A 17,890-nucleotide genomic window follows, 5' to 3' on the forward strand; every position below is an offset into this window, starting at 1 on the left:
CAGGGCTCCCGGCCGCGCCGGAGAATGACGTTGCCATGGCCGGGTGGGGTGCCGTACGTTGACCGCATGGGAACTCTGTGATCGCCGCCGGGCGCACGACCGCGTAGAGCCACGCTCCGCGTGCCGTCGCGCCCGTCCGTGCGCGAGTCCCGCTTCCCCCGCCCTTCCGCGCGGCGCCGCGGCGCGCTCTCGTGCACGGACCCGTCCTCGATCCGTCGCGAGCGGCCACGGCCGGGAACAGGGGCATCGACCTCATGACCACCGCACAACTCTCCCTCCACACCGTCACCAAGCGCTACGGCGAGCGCGTCGTCCTCGGCGACGTGACGCTCACCGTCCGCCCCGGCGAGAAGGCCGGCGTCATCGGAGACAACGGCTCCGGCAAGTCCACGCTGCTGCGCCTCCTCGCCGGCCGGACCCGGCCCGAGTCGGGCGAGACGACCCTCGTCACCCCCGGCGGCCTCGGCTATCTGCCACAGAGCCTCGACCTGCCGCCGGAGGCCACCGTCCAGGACGCGGTCGACGCGGCGCTCGCCGAACTCCGCGCGCTCGAAGCGGAGCTGCGGCGGGCCGAGTCGGGGCTCGCCGGAGCGGCGCAGGGCGCGCCGCTGGACGCGGCGCTGGCCGCGTACGGGCGGCTCGTCGAGGAGTACGAGACCCGCGACGGGTACCGCGCGGACACCCGCGTCGACGCCGCCCTGGCCGGCCTCGGCCTCCCCGCCCTCGCCCGCGACCGCCGCCTGGGGACTCTCTCCGGCGGTGAGCGTTCCCGCCTCGCGCTGGCCGCGACCCTGGCGGCCCGCCCGGAGGTCCTGCTGCTCGACGAGCCGACCAACGACCTGGACGACCGCGCGGTCGCCTGGCTGGAGGACCACCTGCGCGCGCACCGCGGCACGGTCGTCGCGGTCACCCACGACCGGCTGTTCCTGGAGCGGCTGACGACGACGGTCCTGGAGGTCGACGGCGGCCGGGTCACCCGCTACGGCGACGGCTACGACGGCTATCTCACGGCGAAGGCCGCGGAACGCGCCCGCATGCTGCGCGAGTACGAGGAGTGGCGGGCGGAACTCGCCCGCAACCGCCGCCTCGCCGAGTCCGCCGCGACCCGCCTCGCGGCCATCCCGCGGTCCCAGCCGCTGGCGGTCTTCGGCCACGGTGCGTTCCGTACCCGCAGCAGGGCCCACGGCGCCGCGGTCCGCATCCGCAACGCGAAGGAGCGCGTGGCCCGCCTCACCTCGAACCCGGTCCCGGCACCGCCGCAGCCGCTGGTGTTCCGCGCCCGGCTGGAGTCCGGCGGCCCCGGCGCGGCGCCGGCCGCCGGTGACGGCGCGGCCGTCGCGGACGGGGGCGGCACCCCGGCCGGCCCGGAGCCGGCCGCGGAGGTACCGGCCGCCGAACTGGCGGACGTCGTCGTCGGGGACCGGCTGCGACTGTCCTCGCTGCGGCTGGGAGGCGCCGAGCGGCTGCTGGTGACCGGGCCCAACGGGGCCGGGAAGACCACCCTCCTGCGGGTGCTGGCCGGTGAGCTGCGGCCGGACTCCGGGACGGTGCGGGTGCCCGGCAGGGTGGGGCACCTGCGGCAGGAGGAGACCGCGTGGCCGCCCGGCGCCACGGTGCTGCGGGCGTTCGCCGCCGACCGCCCCGGCACCCCCGACGAGCACGCCGCGCAACTCCTGTCGTACGGCCTCTTCCGCCCGGCGGACCTGCGGCTGCGGGTGGGGGAGCTGTCGTACGGGCAGCGCCGTCGCATCGACCTCGCCCGGCTCGTCGCCGAGCCGGTCGACCTGCTGCTCCTGGACGAGCCGACGAACCACCTGTCGCCGGCGCTCGTCGAGGAACTGGAGCAGGCGCTCGCCGGCTACGCGGGCGCGCTGGTCGTGGTCACCCACGACCGCCGCATGCGCGCCCGCTTCACCGGCACCCGCCTGCACCTGAACGCGGGCACCCCTCGCCCACCGGAGTGACGCCCACCGCACCCCTCCCCGCCGGTCCCTCGCCCGACCGGCCGTCGGGCGGGCCCCGTTCTGTAGCCTGCCGGGCCGCCGCCGCGCCCGCCGCTGGGGGTACCTCCCGGCGGGCCGTCCCCCCGGGGTGGGGATCCGCCGCGCATGCTGGGGAGATGTCGGTCGCCACGTTCGTTTCGTCCCGGTGGTTCGTGGCGGCGCTCTTCGTCGTCATCACGTTCGCCGACCTCGTGACCGCCCGGGGACAGTCGCTCGGGGCACTGTTCTCCGTCATCCCCGTGCTCGTCGCGGTGAACGGCGGGCGGCGCGCCGTCGTTGCCGCCGGGGCGCTCGGGGTGGCGCTGGGCGCGTTGCTGAGCTGGTACAACCACGACGCCGGGCAGGCCCGGTTCTTCGCCCGGTTCATCGCCGTCATCGGCGCCACCGGGCTCGGGCTCGTCCTCCAGGCGGTGCGCGTCGACCGCGAAGCGCGGCTTGCGCGAGCACAGCGGATCGCGGATGTGGCACAGCGGGCGCTGCTGCCGGTGCCGCCCGTCCGCATCGGGCCCTTCGCGGTCGCCGCCAGCTATGCCTCCGCCGCACACGACGCGCAGGTCGGCGGCGACCTGTACGACATCGTGGACACCGGCTCGGGCCTGCGGGCCGTGATCGGCGACGTACGCGGCAAAGGGCTGCCCGCCGTGCGCATCAGCGGCGTGGCGCTCGGCGTCTTCCGGGCCGTCGCGCACGACGAGCGCAATCTGCCGCTGATCGCCCGGCGGATGGAGCACAGCGTGCTGCGCGAGGCGGGTCCTGAGGACTTCGTCACCGTGCTGCTCGTCGAGGTCACCACGGAGGGCCGCTGCACCCTCCTGTCGTACGGGCATCCGCCACCCCTGGTCCGCACTGTCGCGGGCGACGTGCGCGAGGCACCCCTCGCAGCCCACCCCCCGCTCGGCCTCGGCCTGCTGCGGGACCCCGCCCCGGCAGACCGCCCGGACCACGGCGCGGACGACCTCGGAGAATCCGGCGGCCCCGACTACTCCGGCGTCGTCTCCGCCACCGACCCCGCCATCGACCCCGTCGCCGCCACGCCCGGCGGCGCCCCCACGTGGACCACCGAGCTGACTCTCGCCCCCGGCGACGAACTGCTCCTCGTCACCGACGGAGTCCTGGAAGCCCGCAACGCCGCCGACGAGTTCTACCCGCTGGCCCCGCGCTACGCCGCCTGCCTGGGCCCGGACGCCCCGCCCGCCGAGGTGCTCGCCGCGCTCAACGCCGACATGCGCGTCTACTGCGGCGGCGAACTCGACGACGACTCCGCGCTGGTCCTGCTGCGCTACACGCCGCCGCTGCCCGGCGAACGCTCGTCCTCCGCCGGCGCCGTCTCGCCCCGCTGAGCCGGCAGCCGCGGCGCCTCGGCCGTACCGGCCTCCGCGTGCGCCTCCTCGCCCCCGGCGGAGCCGGCCTGTGCGTCCGCCGCCTCGGCGGCGACCGCCTCGCGCTCCGCCTGCCGTTCCTCGCGCCACGCCGTCACCCGCAGCGCGACCGGCTCCGTGTACCGCGCCGCCAGCGGTCCGACGATCACCAGCACCAGCACGTACGCCGTCGCCAGCGGCCCCAGCTCCGGCTCGACCCCGGCGGTGACCGCGATCCCCGCGATGACGATGGAGAACTCGCCGCGCGCGACCAGCGTGCCGCCCGCCCGCCAGCGGCCCTTCGCCGAGATCCCGGCGCGGCTCGCCGCCCAGTGCCCCGTCGCGATCTTCGTCAGCGCCGTCACGACCGCCAGCGCCAGCGCCGGCAGGATCACCGGCGGGATCGACTGGGGGTCGGTGTGCAGGCCGAAGAAGACGAAGAACACCGCGGCGAAGAGGTCCCGCAGCGGACTGAGCAGGTTGTGCGCGCCCTCCGCGACCTCGCCCGAGAGGGCGATGCCCACCAGGAACGCGCCCACCGCCGCCGACACCTGGAGCTGCTGCGCGAGCCCGGCGACCAGCAGCGTCAGCCCCAGGACGACGAGCAGCAGCTTCTCCGGGTCGTCGCTGGAGACGAAGCGGGAGATCAGCCGCCCGTAGCGGACGGCGATGAACAGCACCGCGCCCGCCACCCCCAGCGCGATGGCCAGCGTGACGCTGCCCTGCGCGATGCCGACGCCGGCGACCAGCGCGGTGACGATCGGCAGGTACACCGCCATCGCCAGGTCCTCCAGGACCAGCACGCTGAGGATCACCGGCGTCTCGCGGTTGCCGAGCCGGCCGAGGTCGCCGAGGACCTTGGCGATGACGCCGGAGGAGGAGATCCAGGTGACGCCGGCCAGCACCACGGCGGCGACGCCGCCCCAGCCCAGCAGCAGCGCCATGATCGCGCCCGGCAGGGCGTTGAGCGTGAAGTCGACGACCCCGGCGGGGTACTGGGTCTTGAGGTTCGAGACCAGGTCGCTGGCCGTGTACTCCAGGCCCAGCATGAGCAGCAGCAGGATGACGCCGATCTCGGCGCCGATCGCCACGAAGTCCTCGCTGGCGCCCAGCGGCAGCAGCCCGCCCTCGCCGAAGGCGAGCCCGGCCAGCAGGTACAGCGGGATGGGAGAGAACTGGAAGCGGCCCGCGAACCGCCCGAGCAGACCGAGTCCGAGGATGATCGCACCGAACTCGATGAGGAAGACCGCGTAGGAGTGCAAGCGCTCACTCCCGCCCGAGCAGCGCCGCGGCCGCCTCGATGCCTTCGCGGGTGCCGATCACGATGAGCGTGTCGCCGCCGGCGAAGCGGAAGTCGGGGGCGGGGGAGGGGATGGCCTCCGCGCGCCGCAGCACGGCCACGATCGACGCGCCCGTCTCGGTACGGATCCTCGTCTCGCCCAGCACCCGGCCGTTCCAGTACGACGTGGCCGACAGCTCGACGCGCTCGGCGACCAGCCCCAGGTCGGTCGTGTGCAGCAGGTTCGGGCTGTGATGGGAGGGCATGAGCGCGTCGATCAGGGCCGCCGTCTCGGCGCCGTTCAGATGCAGCGACTGCATGCAGGCGTCCGGGTCGTCGGAGCGGTAGACGTTGATCGACCGGGTGCCGTCCCGGTGCGCGATCACCGACAGGTGCTTCTTCTGCGCACGAGTGGTGAGGTCGTACTTCACGCCGATGCCCGGCAGTGGCGTGGTGCTCATCCTTGGAGCAGGCACGGCCCGTCCCCTTTCCGGCTTCCGCTGAATGTCGCGCGTCCGCTGCCCCTGGGATTCGGGCGGCCGATCCCCCGCGCGACGCAGCGGATATCGTGCCATCCCGTCGTACGGCGGGAACATGGGTGTCAGCACGGATGGACAGCCCGGCCTCGGACGGGCCACCATCAGTGCCGGGACAGCCCTCGTCTCCGCCGGTCGCAGCCCCGGTCAGGCCCGGTCCCGCCCGCTGCGTCCACCGTCCCCAGGGAACCCGCGAATGAACCGAGCGGTCAAGGCCCGCGTCCTGCTCGCCGACGACCACGCCCTCGTACGCCGCGGGATCCGGCTCATCCTCGACGCGGAACCCGACCTGACCGTCGCCGCGGAGGCGGGCGACGGCGCCGAGGCCGTCGCGCTCGCCCGGGACGGGTCGGTGGCCGTGGACCTGGCGATCCTGGACGTGGCGATGCCCCGGCTGACCGGACTGCAGGCGGCGCGCGAGCTCTGCCGCGTACGGCCGGGGCTGCGGATACTCATCCTGACGATGCACGACAACGAGCAGTACTTCTTCGAGGCGCTGAAGGCCGGTGCCGCGGGCTACGTGCCGAAGTCCGTCGCGGACCGGGACCTCGTCGAGGCGTGCCGGGCCGCGCTGCGCGACGAGCCGTTCATCTACCCGGGCGCCGAGACGGCCCTCATCCGCCGCTACCTCGACCGCGCCCGGCAGGGCGACCCGCTGCCGGCCCGGCCGATCACGGAGCGGGAGGAGGAGATCCTGAAGCTCGTCGCCGAGGGGCACACCTCGAAGGAGATCGGTGACCTGCTGGTCATCAGCGCCAAGACGGTGGAGCGGCACCGGGCCAACCTGCTGCAGAAGCTGGGCCTGCGCGACCGCCTGGAGCTGACGCGGTACGCGATCCGCGCGGGCCTGATCGAACCCTGACGCCGCGCCGGGCGCGAGCGGACCGGAGTGCGGGCGGGCCGGCGAACCGCCCGGCCCGCGTGCTGCCCCGCCGGGAGACCGGCGGGGTACGGCCCCGTGGCCGCACCCCGCCGCCCCCCGTCCTCAGGCGGCCCGCTCAGGCCGCCGGCTCCGCGGCCGCCGGTGCCGTCCGCGCCGGGGTCAGCGCCCCCGCGACCGCCGCCGACACCGCCGCCGCGACGGCCGCCACCGTGAACGCCTCCGTGAACCCCTCCAGCGTGCTGCCGACGAGGCTCGCCGCCGCCACGCTGGAGACCACCGCGGCGCCCAGCGAGGCGCCGAACTCGTGGAAGGTGCTCACGATGCCGGAGGCGATCCCCGCCTCGTGCGGCGCCACCTGCCCCAGCGCCGTCGCCGAGGCGACCACGAACATCGCGCCCGTGCCCAGCGCCGCGACGGTCACCCCGATCGCGACCGTCACCGGCCGCATCGAGACCGCGGGCACCGCGAGCCCGGCCGCCGCCGCGGTCAGCGCGGCGATGGCCGGTGCCCGCGCGCCCGTCCGGCCGATCAGCCGGCCCGTGAGGTCCGCCCCGAGCATCGCGGCGAACGCGACGGGCAGGAAGAGCAGCCCGGTGTGCAGCGCCCCGTAGCCGCGGGCGTGCTGGTAGTAGAACGTGCCCAGGAAGAACACGGCCACCATCAGCGCCGTCGCCATCAGGATGAGGAACGCGCCCGTGGTCACCGGCCGCCGGGCCAGCAGCCGCACGTCCATCAGCGGGCTGCGGGCGCGCCGCTGCCAGACGGTGAACAGCAGGTAGCCGACGGCCGCGAGCAGGACGAGCCCGGCGGTGCGGGCGGTGAGCCAGCCGCGTTCGCCGGCGTCGATGAGCCCGTAGATCAGCGTCGCCGTCGAGGCGGTCACCAGCGCCGCGCCGAGCAGGTCCACCCGCGACCGCTCCGCGGGCGCGGGCCGGTTCGGCAGCAGCACGGCGAGCACGGCGACGATGACGAGCCCGATGGGCACGTTGACGTAGAAGACCCACGGCCAGCCCGGGCCCGCGGTCAGCAGCCCGCCGAGGAGGACACCGAGCGCCGCGCCGCCGCCGCCGAGCGCGGACCAGATGCCCAGGGCCTTGTTGCGCTCCTCGCCCTCGAAGAGCGTGACCACGAGCGACAGCGCCGCGGGCGACAGCAGCGCCGCGCCGACGCCCTGCGCGATGCGCCCGCCGACGAGCATGCCGCCGGACTCGGCGAGCCCGGTGGTCAGGGACGCCGCGGTGAAGACCAGCAGCCCGGCGAGGACCACGCGCTTGGGGCCGATCAGGTCGGCGATCCGCCCGCCGAGCAGCATCAGCCCGCCGAACGTCAGCGTGTACGCGCTGACCGTCCAGGTCAGCGCCGCACGGCCGAGCCCGAGGTCGGACCCGATGTGCGGGAGCGCGATGGCCACCACGGTGACGTCCAGGATCAGCATGAGCTGGGCGACCCCGAGGAAGCCGAGGATGCGCCAGCGGGCGGGGTGCCGCCCTTCCTTGGTCGTGTGCCCGACCTCGTGCGAAGTCATCACTGCCCTCCTGTTATCTCGTACGTTGACGTACGAGTTCTAACCGAGGACTGTAACGCAAACATTCCCGTACGAGTTAAGCTGGCCCGCATGACCGCCTCCCCCCGCCCCCGGGCCGGCGTGCGCCCGCGCCGCCGGGCCGACGCCGAGCGCAGCATCGCCCGCATCGTCGCCGCCGCCCGGGAGGAGCTGCGCTCCGATCCCGCCGCGACCACCGACGACATCGCCAAGGCCGCGGGCGTGGGGCGGATGACGCTCTACGGGCACTTCAAGACCCGCGCCGACCTGGTCGACGCGGCGCTCAGGGACGCGGTGGAGGACGGCGACAGGACGCTGGCGGCGGTGGATCTGGCGGGCGACGCGTACGCGGCGATGCGCCGGCTGCTGGTGTCGAGCTGGGCGCTGGTCGCCGAGTCGGCGGCGCTGCTGACCGCCGCCCAGGGCGTGCTGCCCGCGGGCCGGGTGCGGGAGCTGCACGAGGGTCCGGCGGCGCGCGTCGGCGAACTCGTCCGCCGCGGCCGGGACCAGGGTGTCTTCCGCACCGACATGCCGACCGCCTGGCTCGTCGGCGTCGTGCAGCACATCCTGCACGGTGCCGCGGAGGAGGTCCGCGCCGGGCGGCTGGAGATCGCGCCGGACGAGGTCTCCGACGTGGTCACGAAGTCGGTGCTGGCGGTGCTGGCGACGCCGGCCGGCCCGTAGCCCGCGGCCCGTACGGGCCGGTGGGGACGGGCGGACGGGCGGACGGGCTCAGCTTCCGCCCGCGTACGCCCTGTTCGTGATCTCCACCGCGTCCTGGTGCACCAGCCAGCGCGTCAGATACGCCCAGCCCGCGTGCATCGCCACCCACTCCTCCCGGCCCTGGTACGGGTCCGCGTCCTCGGGCGCGTACGTCCGCCCGTCCGCGTGCCGCTCCTGCATCGCCAGCGCCCGGCCCGCGTGCAGCCGCTCCCAGTACGCGCCGCCGGCGCTCGCCCGGCCGTCGAGCCGCAGCTCGCGCGCCACCACGTCCATCGCGACGAAGTCCATCCGGCGCGACGGGCCCCAGCTCGTGCCCTGCGGGAAGTAGATCTCGTCCGAGCCGCGCACGTACATCGTGCCGCCGGGGGCGGCGTACGGCGGGCTGGTGAACCGCCGGTCGGCGAGGGCGGCGTAGACGACGTCGAAGTTGTGCAGGGCCGCGCGCGGGGCGGGTTCGCCGGCGAGCGCGGAGGTGAGGACCGCGTGGGTGTTCTGCACGGCGGTGGCCATGTAGTCGGGGTGGACGATGCCGTGGTTGACGACGAGGCCGTCCTCCTCGGCGTTCCAGCCACCGACCCAGCGGGACACGGGTTTGCCGTGCAGCACCCGGCGGCTGCCGAGGTCCGAGGGGCGCGCGAAGGCGGAGATCATCAGCTCCAGGTTCGCCTGCTGCCAGGCGGGCGCGTTGCGGTGTCCTGGCATCATCGCGGTGGCGACCTGGAGGAGCATCGCGTTCCACGAGTTCTCCTCGGCCTTGCTGTCGCCGGGGGTCTGCTCGACGCCGTCGCGGTCCTTCCAGTACGGCACGTCGTAGCCGCGGAAGCGGTCCGCCTCGTACTCGGTCATCGCGCGCACCCACTCCCGCTCCGCGGGCGCCAGGTCGTCCCAGAGCAGCCAGCCGGCGAAGCCGGCCATCGCCGCCCACAGTGCGCTCTGCCACGCGTCGCCCCAGCCGCCCGCCTCGGTGGCGCGGTGGTGCCCGGCCACCGAGGTCAGCAGGCGCACGGCGGTCGCGCGGGCCCGGGGCTCCGCGACGCCGGTGCCCTCCGCGTCGTACGCGCCCGTGGCCAGCGCGGCGGCGAGCGCGAACGCCTCGGCGGCGACGGGGCGTACCCGGTGCTCGCCGGTGCCGCCGAGGTCGAGCAGGCCCTCGTCGCCCTGGTCCCCGAAGCGGTCGTCGTACCAGGTCGTCAGCGCATAGCGGTTGGCGTTGACCAGGATCGCGCGCAGCCGCGCGGCGTCCGCGCCCTGCGGCGGCCCCTCGTCGAAGTCCCGCCAGTCGACGGGCACGACCCGCGCGGACGGGGGCGGCGCCGCCGCACCCGCGGGCAGCGCCGGAAGTCCGGCGAGGAGCGTCGCGAGCAGCGCGACGAGGAGCACGAGACGCGGCCGCCGGCCGCTTCCTGCAAGACCCATGGCGCTGCCTCCTCCGGAGCCGTACGAGCCGTCCCTCCGGAAAGTAACCGCTTGCTACGACCTCGTGAACCCCTCCCGCGTCCGGCCCGCCGGCGGTCGCCGCCCGCCGATCGCACATAGTGGTACGCACTGCACGAACCTAGGAGGCCCCGCCCCGTGTCCCTGTTCTGGCGGATCTTCGGGCTCAACGCCCTGGTGCTCGGCACGGCCACGGGCGTGCTGATGCTGGCGCCCGTGACCGTCTCCGCGTCGGTCCTGCTCGCCGAGGCCGTGGTCCTGGTGGCGGGCATGGGCGTCATGCTCGTCGCCAACGCCGCCCTGCTGCGCGTCGGGCTCGCCCCGCTCGAACGCCTCACCGGGCTGATGGCCACCGTCGACCTGCTCCGCCCCGGCCAGCGGCTCACCGTGCCGGGCACCGGCGACGTCGCCGACCTCATCAGCACGTTCAACGCCATGCTCGACCGGCTGGAGGCCGAGCGCGCCGCAAGCACCGGGCGCGCGCTCTCCGCGCAGGAGGCCGAGCGGCGGCGCATCGCGCAGGAGCTGCACGACGAGGTCGGGCAGAGCATGACCACCGTGCTGCTGGAGCTGAAGCGCGCCGGCGAGCGCGCGCCGGAGGCGCTCCGCGAGGACCTGCGGCGGGCGCAGGAGACCACCAGGGAGAGCCTGGAGGAGGTGCGCAGGCTGGCCCGGCGGCTGCGGCCAGGGGTGCTGGAGGACCTGGGCCTGGTCAGCGCGCTGACCTCGCTGGGTGCGGACCTGGCGGGGCACACCGGGATGCGGGTGGAGCGGCGCCTCGACCCGGAGCTGCCGGCGCTGGACCCGGACGTGGAGCTGGTGCTCTACCGCGTCGCGCAGGCGGCGCTGACGAACGTCGTACGGCACGCCGCGGCGGACCGGGTGGAGCTGAGCCTCGTGCGCACCGGCGCAGCGGTGCAACTGCGGGTCGCGGACGACGGCCGCGGGGTGGGCGCCGCCCGCGAGGGCGCCGGGATCCGCGGCATGCGCGAACGGGCCCTGCTCGTCGGCGCGGCGCTGGACGTCACGCGCGCCCCGGGCGGCGGCACGCAGGTGGTGCTCACCGTCCCGGCCCACGGCCGTCCCCGCACGGGGACGCCGGACGGCGGCCAGGACCCGTCAGCGGTGCGGCGGTAACCGAACGGAACCGGCCACTCGTACCCGCCCCCGCCGCCTCCGGTCCCCTCGCACCGGGCCCCGATCGTCCGCGTACGGCACCTGCCGGATGAAATCGATTTCGGATACGGTCCCCTACCAGCGGGCGCCCGGGGGACGTACGCCGCGCACACGGGGGGCGTACGTCCCGGGCGTCCGCACCGGCACCCGAGGAAACGAGGAACCATGCACGACACCCCCTGGCCGGTGGTACGCCGCTACCGAGGCGACCGGCTCGCCCGCATCGCCATGCCGGTCGGCGGCATCGGCACCGGCTCCATCGGCTTCGGCGGGCGCGGCCAACTGCTCGACTGGGAGCTGTTCAACCGGCCCGCCAAGGGCTTCACCCCCGACTCGTTCTTCTGCCTGCGCGCCGAGGGCGCCGCCGGGTCCTTCACCCGCGTCCTCGAATCGGCCCTGCTCCCCGGCGAGTACGCGGGCCACGGCGGCAGCCCGTCCGCGCTGCACGGCCTGCCCCGGTTCCGCGAGGGCGAGTTCGCCGCCGCCTACCCCTTCGGCCAGGTGCGGCTGACCGACCCGGAGCTGCCGGTGGCGGCGACCGTACGGGTCTTCAACCCGCTCGTCCCCGGCGACGCCGACGCCAGCGGCATCCCCGCCCTCGTCTACCGCGTGACGGTACGCAACACCGGCGCCGAGGAGCTGGCCGTCGACGTCTGCGGCAACCTCCAGCACGTCGCAGGCCGCCGCCACACCGGCGGCCTGCCCGCGGGCAACGCCTTCCGCCTCGTCGAACTCGACGGCGCCACCGTGCTCTCCGGCCACACCACCGAGGTCGCCGAGGGCGACGAGAGCTGGGGCACGCTGGCGCTCGCCGCACTCGAAGGACCCGTCACCAGCCACCGGCTGACCTGGGCGCGCCGCTCCTGGGGCGACTCGCTGCTGGACTTCTGGGACGACTTCGCCGCGGACGGCCGGCTGGCCGAGCCCGCCGAGGGCGCCCGGGTGCCCACCGGCTCCCTCGTGGTCTCCGACCGCCTCCCGGCGGGCGCCGAGCGGGAGTTCACCTTCGTCGTCGCCTGGCACTTCCCGCACCGCCGCGGCTGGAGCCACCGCTTCCAGGGCCCGCCCGACTACGGCCACAGCGCCGACACCGTCGGCAACCACTACGCCACCCGCTACACCGACGCCGCCGACGTGGTCCGCCGCCTCGCGCCCCGGCTGCCGGACCACGAGCGCCGCACCCGCGCCTACGTCGAGGCCGTCACGACCTCCAGCCTGCCGCCCGCCGTCCGGGACGCGGTGCTCTCCAACGCCGCCGTGCTGAAGACGCCGACCTGCTTCCGCATCGCCGACGGCACCTTCCTGGCCTGGGAGGGCGGCAACCCCGACCACGGGAGCTGCCACGGCAGTTGCACGCACGTGTGGAACTACCAGTACGCGCTGGAGCAGCTCTTCCCCGACCTGGCCTGGACGATGCGCGAGGTCGAGTTCGCGTACGCGCTGGACGAGCGCGGCATGATGAGCTTCCGCGCCGGGCTGCCGCTGGACCGCGAGGGCACCGGCTGGCGGATCGCCGCCGCCGACGGGCAGATGGGCGCCCTCGTCCGGCTCTACCGCACCTGGCGGCTGACCGGGCGCGACGACCTGCTGGCGGCGCTGTGGCCGGGCGCGCGCCGGGCGCTCGAGTTCGCCTGGATCCCGCTCGGCTGGGACGCGGACCGCGACGGGCTGATGGAGGGCTGCCAGCACAGCACCAGCGACGTCGAGTACTACGGGCCGAGCGGCGTCAACCAGTCCTGGTACCTGGCCGCGCTCGCCGCCTGCGAGCGGATGGCGCGGGCCCTCGGCGACCACGCGTTCGCCGCCACCTGCGCGGAGGTGCTGGCCGGCGGCGCGGCCAGGACGGACGCGGAGCTGTTCAACGGCGCGTACTACGAGCAGAAGGTGCTGCCCGCCGGCTCCGCCGACAACATCGCCGAGGGGCTGCGCATCCGCTACGACGGCGACAACCCCGACGTCGGCTCCGACGACCTCGTCGACCCGGACCTGCAGATCGGCCCCGGCTGCATGGGCGACCAGCTCGCCGGCCACACGTACGCCGTGCTCTGCGGCCTCGACGACCGGCTCGACCCCGCGCACACCAGGACCGCGCTGCGCAACGTGCTGCGGCACAACCACCGCGGGGATTTCCACTCGCACATGAACCATGTGCGCACTTTCGCGCTCGGCGACGAGCACGGGCTGTTGAACTGCACGTATCCGCACGGCGGCCGGCCGACGCGACCGTTTCCGTACTGCAACGAGGTGTGGACGGGCGTGGAGTACACCGCGGCCCTCGGGCTCGCCGCGCAGGGCGACAGGGAGGCGGCGGAGCACGTGGTGGCGGACGTCCGGGACCGCTACGACGGCCGGGTGCGCAACCCGTTCAACGAGGTGGAGTGCGGCAACCACTACGTGCGCTCCATGGCCTCGTTCGGGCTGGCGCACGCGTGGCCGCGGACCGTGGTGGACGCCGGCGCCGGGACGGTCGAACTCGACCCGCTGCCGGGCCGCTGGCCGGTCGTGGCCGGCGGGCACGTGGGGGTCGTGCACGTCACGGCGGGACCGGACGGGGCCGCGGCGGAGGCGGTGTGGGAGTCGGTCGCGGAGGGGAGCGGGGGGCCGCTCGCGGTACGGCTGCGCGCCGCGGCCGCGGGCGCGGGGGACGCCGCCGCGCCGCCGCCCGCGTAGCGGGGACGCCCTGCCCGTACGGACAAGGGCGCCCGGCTCGTACGGGAGGGGCTCCCGGTCCGTACGGACGGGGGTAACCGCCCCCGTACGGCACGGACGCCCGTCCCGTCGCCCCCCGCGGCAGCCTTACGGCGATTGCGCGTGCACGCCTCTTGACCCCCGCGGTGACGCGCTGCTTGCATGGCTGGCCATCAGGTAAGAAATCGATTTCACGCCCTGTTCCGCCCGTACATGCCGAAAAGTCCGCGCTGCCGAAAACCGGCGCAGGACCAGCGAGAGGAGCCGCAATGGGTTGGGTCGGACCGGGAGGAATGTCGCGCCGTCAGGTGCTGCGGTCGCTGGGCGCGGCGGCGCTCGCCGCGCCCGCCGCGGGGAGCCTGGCGGCGTGCGGGGGGTCGGCGTCGGGGGACTCGTCCTCGCTCGACCTCGTGTATCTGGGCGACGCCACCCAGCAGGAGGCGTTCAACGCGCTCTTCGCCGAGTTCAACAAGTCCAAGCCGAAGGTGAAGATCAAGGCCCGCGGCATCGCCGCCGGGACCTGGGGCAACTTCGCCAACACCGTCTCCACCCAGATCGCCGGCGGCAAGGTCCCCGACATCGTCCAGGTCGCCACCGAGGGCCAGCGGCTGTTCGCCTCCAAGAGTCTCCTGGAACCCCTCGACCCGTACCTGGACAGGGACAAGAAGATCGTCGAGGACTACTTCTCCGACACCGACCCCAAGCTGAGGGAGTGGACCGAGACCTACGGCTCCACCGACGGCAAGACGTACTACATACCCGGCGGTTACAACACCTCGGTCCTGTACTGCCACACCAAGGTCTTCGCCGACGCCGGCGTCGACCTGCCCGAAGCCGAGTGGACCTGGGACGACTTCCGCGCCGCCGGCGAGCGCATCAAGGCGAAGACCGGCGCGTTCCTGCTGCCCGCGGGCTTCGCGTTCCCGTTCCTCGACATCATGCCCTGGCTGCTCACCAACGGCGCCAGCACCCACAACGCCGCCTGGGACGAGGCGACGTTCGACAGTCCCGCGGCCGTCGAGGCCGCCGAGTACGTCAAGAGCCTCATCGACGAAGGACTCTCGCCCAAGCCGGGCGGCAACTTCAACGCCGCGGGCCAGCTCCAGAAGGGCAAGCTCGCCACCTTCGGCGCCGGCCGGTGGGCCACGCTCGACATGCGCCGGCTGGGGCTCACCGACTCCGTGCGCATCGTGCCCTGGCCGAGCAACACCAAGGCCGGCGCCACCGTCGGCTGGGACGGCTGGCCGATCCTGCGCGCCTCCAAGAACAAGGACGCCGCCTGGGAGTTCCTCAAGTGGATGATGTCGAAGGAGGCGTCCACCTTCTACGCCTCCTCCGGCGGCACCAACATCCCCGCCCGCAACTCGGTGGCCGCCGGCCCCGCGTTCACCGACGACGCCCCGGCCGGCACCGAGAACCTGCCCGCCGCCCTCGGCTACGGCACCCCCATCCCGTCGCCCGAGCGCGGCGCGGAGGCCCAGGCCGCCATCACCCAGGGCTGGCAGGCGGCCATCCTCGGCAACCAGCCCGCCGCCGAGGCCCTGGGCAGCGCGAACGACAAGCTCAGCGGGCTGCTGTGACCCTGACCCAGGCCCGGCCCAAGCGGCGGGCCGCCGCCCCGCGCCAGGCGGCGCGCGGCGGCGGCCGGTTCCGGCGCGGCGAGTGGGTCGGGTACGCGTTCCTCAGCCCGGCACTGCTGCTCTTCCTCGCCTTCGTGGCCGGGCCGTTCGTCGTCGCCATCGTGCTGGCCTTCTTCAGCTGGGACATGCTCACCCCCGCCGAGTTCAACGGCGTCGGCAACTTCACCGAGATGTTCTCCGACCCGCTGCTCTACGAGGCGCTGGCCAACACCTTCGTCTTCGCCTTCGCCTCCGTCGTCACCCATCTCGGCGGGGGGCTGCTGCTCGCCATGGGCGTCAACCGGATGATGAACAGGGCGCTTTCGTACTTCGTCCGCACCACGCTGTTCTTCCCGTTCGTCATCTCCTGGGCCGCGGTCGCGCTGCTCTGGAAGTACGTGCTCGACCCGACGTTCGGGCTCGTCACGCACTACGCCGGCGAGATCGGCGTCCAGCCGCCGGAGTGGTTCACCGACCCGGCGTGGGCGCTGCCCGCCGTCATCGCCATCGACTTCTGGCACACCATCGGCTTCACCTTCGTCATCATGCTCGCCGGGCTGCAGACCGTGCCGCGCGAACTCCACGAGGCGGCGCGCGTGGACGGCGCCCGGCCGCACCAGGTCTTCTGGCGGGTGACCCTGCCGATGATGTCCCCGACGATCTTCTTCGCCGCCGTCGTCACCTTCATCGGGGCGTTCCAGATCTTCGACCCCGTGCAGATCATCACGCCCGACGGCGGGCCGGAGAACTCGACCATCACCATCGTCATGTACCTCTACCAGAAGGGCTTCCAGTCCTTCCAGATCGGCTACGCCGCGGCCGTGTCCATCCTGGTCTTCGTGATCATGATGGCCGTCACGCTGCTGCAGTTCTGGGGCTCGCGGAAGTGGGTGCACCAGCAGTGACCGTGCGGATCCGCAGCCGCCGGCGCGTACGCCCGGCCCACCTGCTCCTCGAACTCCTCCTGGTCGCCTTCGGGCTCGTCATGATCGCCCCGCTGGTCTGGCTCGTCGTGCAGAGCCTCACGGCGGAGGAGGCGGCCTTCGAGCTGCCGCCCAACTGGATCCCCAAGCCCTTCACCACCGACAACTTCGCCGCCGTGCCGGACGCCATCCCGTTCGGCCGGATGGCGCTCAACAGCCTCCAGGTCGCGGTGATCGCCACCGTCGGCTCGCTGCTGGTCAGCGTGCTCGCCGCGTACGCCTTCTCCCGGCTCACCTTCCGCGGCCGGGACGGGATCTTCCTCGTGCTGCTCAGCGCGCTGATGATCCCGGCGCAGATGACGGTCATCCCCGTCTTCGTGCTGATGCGCAACCTCGGCCTCATCGACTCGCTGCCCGCGCTGTGGCTGCCCGCGCTGATCAACGTCTTCTCGATCTTCTTCTTCCGGCAGTACTTCAACACCATCCCGCGCGAACTGGACGAGGCCGCGCGCATCGACGGCGCCGGGCACCTGTGGATCCTCTTCCGGATCATCGTGCCGCTGTCAGGGCCCGCGCTCGCGGCGATGGCGATCCTGACGTTCCAGGCCGTCTGGAACAACTACCTCGGCCCGCTGATCTTCCTCAGCACCCCGGAGAACATGACGCTGCCGGTGGGCCTGGTCACCCTCCAGGCCAGCCACGGCGGTTCGCCGGTGGTGGTGTTCGCGGCGATCACGGCGGTGGTGGTGCCGGTGCTGGCGCTGTTCCTGGTCTTCCAGCGCTCGTTCGTGGCGAGCATCGCGCAGGCGGGACTGCGCGGATGAGGCGGCACGCGACGGCGGTCCCGCGGACCGGGCGGATCCGGTACGAGGCCGCGGCACCCGCCGCCGCGGTACGGGCCCGGGCCGCGCCGGGCACGCCGGCTCCGGCGCCGGCTCCGGCACGGACTCCGGCGCCGGCTCCGCCTCCGCCTCCGGCGCCGTCGCCGGCCGCCGAGGACGACGTGCTGCGGCGGGTGCTGCGCGGCGCCTGGCCGAGCCTGCCGGCGCTGTCCCTCGCGGGCGCGGCGGTCTGCGCCGCCGGCACCGTCGCCGTCCTCCTCGCGCCGGGCGTCACCCCCGTCTCCGTACTCGTCGTCGCCGTACTCACCGGCCCTTGGCTGGCCGCGCTCACCGCCGCGGCCGACCGGATCGCCGCGGACGGCGAGGCGGGGCTCTGCGACTGGGGGCGCGGACTGCGCGCGCCGTGGCGGTTCGGCGCGGCGCAGACGCTGGTGCCCGCGGTGCCGGCGGCGGCGTTCCTGACGGCGCTGTCGCTGTGGCAGCAGTCGCAGAGCCCGTGGCTGCTGCCGTCGCTCGCCGCCGGGGGCGCGTGCGCGGTGGCCGGGCTGCTCGCCCTGCCGGCCGCGCTGTCCCTGGGCGCCGCCCGGCCGGCGCTGCGCGGCCGGCTGCTGTGGATCTGCGCCGCGCACCTGGTCGCCCGCCACCCGACGCGGTTCCTCGCCGCCCCGTCGCTGGCGCTGCTGGGCCTGTGGGCCTCGCTGCGCTGGACGGCCTCGCTGCTCCTCCTCGTCCCGCCGCTGGTGGCGCTCGTCGCGGCCGCCGCTACGGCGACGGCCCTGGCGCACCACGCCGCGGCCACCGCCGGGGGAGAGGAGCCGGACCGGGGCTGACGGCGTACACAGGCGCCGGCACGCCACCCGTACGCCGTCAGCCCCCTTCTGCC

General features: G+C 74.4%; 14 protein-coding genes. 10 read left to right on the forward strand and 4 right to left on the reverse strand.

The features are described 5' to 3' along the window. The first annotated feature begins 254 nt into the window (after positions 1-254). On the forward strand, positions 255-1,964 hold the full coding sequence (locus OG946_RS32970) for an ABC-F family ATP-binding cassette domain-containing protein (protein WP_326799599.1): 1,710 nt from the start codon (positions 255-257) through the stop codon (positions 1,962-1,964). 155 nt (positions 1,965-2,119) lie between these two features. Further along, a complete protein-coding gene (locus OG946_RS32975) occupies positions 2,120-3,343 on the forward strand; it encodes a PP2C family protein-serine/threonine phosphatase (RefSeq protein WP_326799600.1) in 1,224 nt (407 codons plus the stop codon). Here OG946_RS32975 and OG946_RS32980 read toward each other — a convergent pair. Together OG946_RS32980 and OG946_RS32985 are read right to left on the reverse strand one after the other, a co-directional pair. Further along, positions 3,283-4,623, reverse strand: coding sequence for a cation:proton antiporter (locus tag OG946_RS32980; RefSeq protein ID WP_326799601.1), 1,341 nt, complete (start codon positions 4,621-4,623; stop codon positions 3,283-3,285). The genes OG946_RS32975 and OG946_RS32980 overlap by 61 nt on opposite strands. A gap of 4 nt (positions 4,624-4,627) precedes the next feature. After that, positions 4,628-5,101 (reverse strand): cation:proton antiporter regulatory subunit, encoded by a 474-nt coding sequence (locus OG946_RS32985; protein WP_125938217.1) that lies wholly within the window; start codon positions 5,099-5,101, stop codon positions 4,628-4,630. 271 nt (positions 5,102-5,372) lie between these two features. On the opposite strand from OG946_RS32985, the gene OG946_RS32990 reads away from it, so the two are divergent. After that, positions 5,373-6,038 carry a response regulator transcription factor gene (locus OG946_RS32990; protein ID WP_326799602.1) on the forward strand — a complete coding sequence of 222 codons (666 nt, stop codon included), beginning with the start codon at positions 5,373-5,375 and terminating at the stop codon, positions 6,036-6,038. 136 nt (positions 6,039-6,174) lie between these two features. Here the strand turns inward: OG946_RS32990 and OG946_RS32995 are convergent, their stop codons facing one another. Beyond that, positions 6,175-7,584 (reverse strand): MFS transporter, encoded by a 1,410-nt coding sequence (locus OG946_RS32995; protein ID WP_326799603.1) that lies wholly within the window; start codon positions 7,582-7,584, stop codon positions 6,175-6,177. A 90-nt stretch (positions 7,585-7,674) separates the two neighbouring features. Between OG946_RS32995 and OG946_RS33000 the strand changes: the two genes are divergently transcribed. Continuing rightward, positions 7,675-8,286 carry a TetR/AcrR family transcriptional regulator gene (locus tag OG946_RS33000; protein ID WP_326799604.1) on the forward strand — a complete coding sequence of 204 codons (612 nt, stop codon included), beginning with the start codon at positions 7,675-7,677 and terminating at the stop codon, positions 8,284-8,286. A 48-nt stretch (positions 8,287-8,334) separates the two neighbouring features. On the opposite strand, the gene OG946_RS33005 is transcribed toward OG946_RS33000, so the two are convergent. Next, positions 8,335-9,741, reverse strand: coding sequence for a hypothetical protein (locus OG946_RS33005; protein WP_326799605.1), 1,407 nt, complete (start codon positions 9,739-9,741; stop codon positions 8,335-8,337). Positions 9,742-9,897: 156 nt separating this feature from the next. Here OG946_RS33005 and OG946_RS33010 point away from each other — a divergent pair, with 156 nt between their 5' ends. From OG946_RS33010 to OG946_RS33035, 6 genes are all read left to right on the forward strand, one after another. Next, a complete protein-coding gene (locus tag OG946_RS33010) occupies positions 9,898-10,896 on the forward strand; it encodes a sensor histidine kinase (RefSeq protein ID WP_326799606.1) in 999 nt (332 codons plus the stop codon). Positions 10,897-11,100: 204 nt separating this feature from the next. After that, complete coding sequence (locus OG946_RS33015; RefSeq protein WP_326799607.1) at positions 11,101-13,605, forward strand: GH116 family glycosyl-hydrolase; 2,505 nt, start codon at positions 11,101-11,103, stop codon at positions 13,603-13,605. A gap of 311 nt (positions 13,606-13,916) precedes the next feature. Next, positions 13,917-15,203 (forward strand): ABC transporter substrate-binding protein, encoded by a 1,287-nt coding sequence (locus tag OG946_RS33020; RefSeq protein ID WP_326799608.1) that lies wholly within the window; start codon positions 13,917-13,919, stop codon positions 15,201-15,203. Beyond that, positions 15,200-16,147, forward strand: a complete 948-nt coding sequence (locus OG946_RS33025; protein WP_326799609.1) for a carbohydrate ABC transporter permease — start codon at positions 15,200-15,202, stop codon at positions 16,145-16,147. The genes OG946_RS33020 and OG946_RS33025 overlap by 4 nt, the downstream gene beginning before the upstream one ends. After that, entirely contained in the window at positions 16,144-16,989 is an 846-nt protein-coding gene (locus OG946_RS33030) for a carbohydrate ABC transporter permease (RefSeq protein ID WP_326799610.1), read from the forward strand. Before OG946_RS33025 ends, OG946_RS33030 begins: the two co-directional genes overlap by 4 nt. Beyond that, positions 16,986-17,837, forward strand: coding sequence for a hypothetical protein (locus tag OG946_RS33035; RefSeq protein WP_326799611.1), 852 nt, complete (start codon positions 16,986-16,988; stop codon positions 17,835-17,837). Before OG946_RS33030 ends, OG946_RS33035 begins: the two co-directional genes overlap by 4 nt. Positions 17,838-17,890: the final 53 nt, after the last annotated feature.

Source organism: Streptomyces sp. NBC_01808, from assembly GCF_035917395.1.
Lineage (GTDB): Bacteria > Actinomycetota > Actinomycetes > Streptomycetales > Streptomycetaceae > Streptomyces.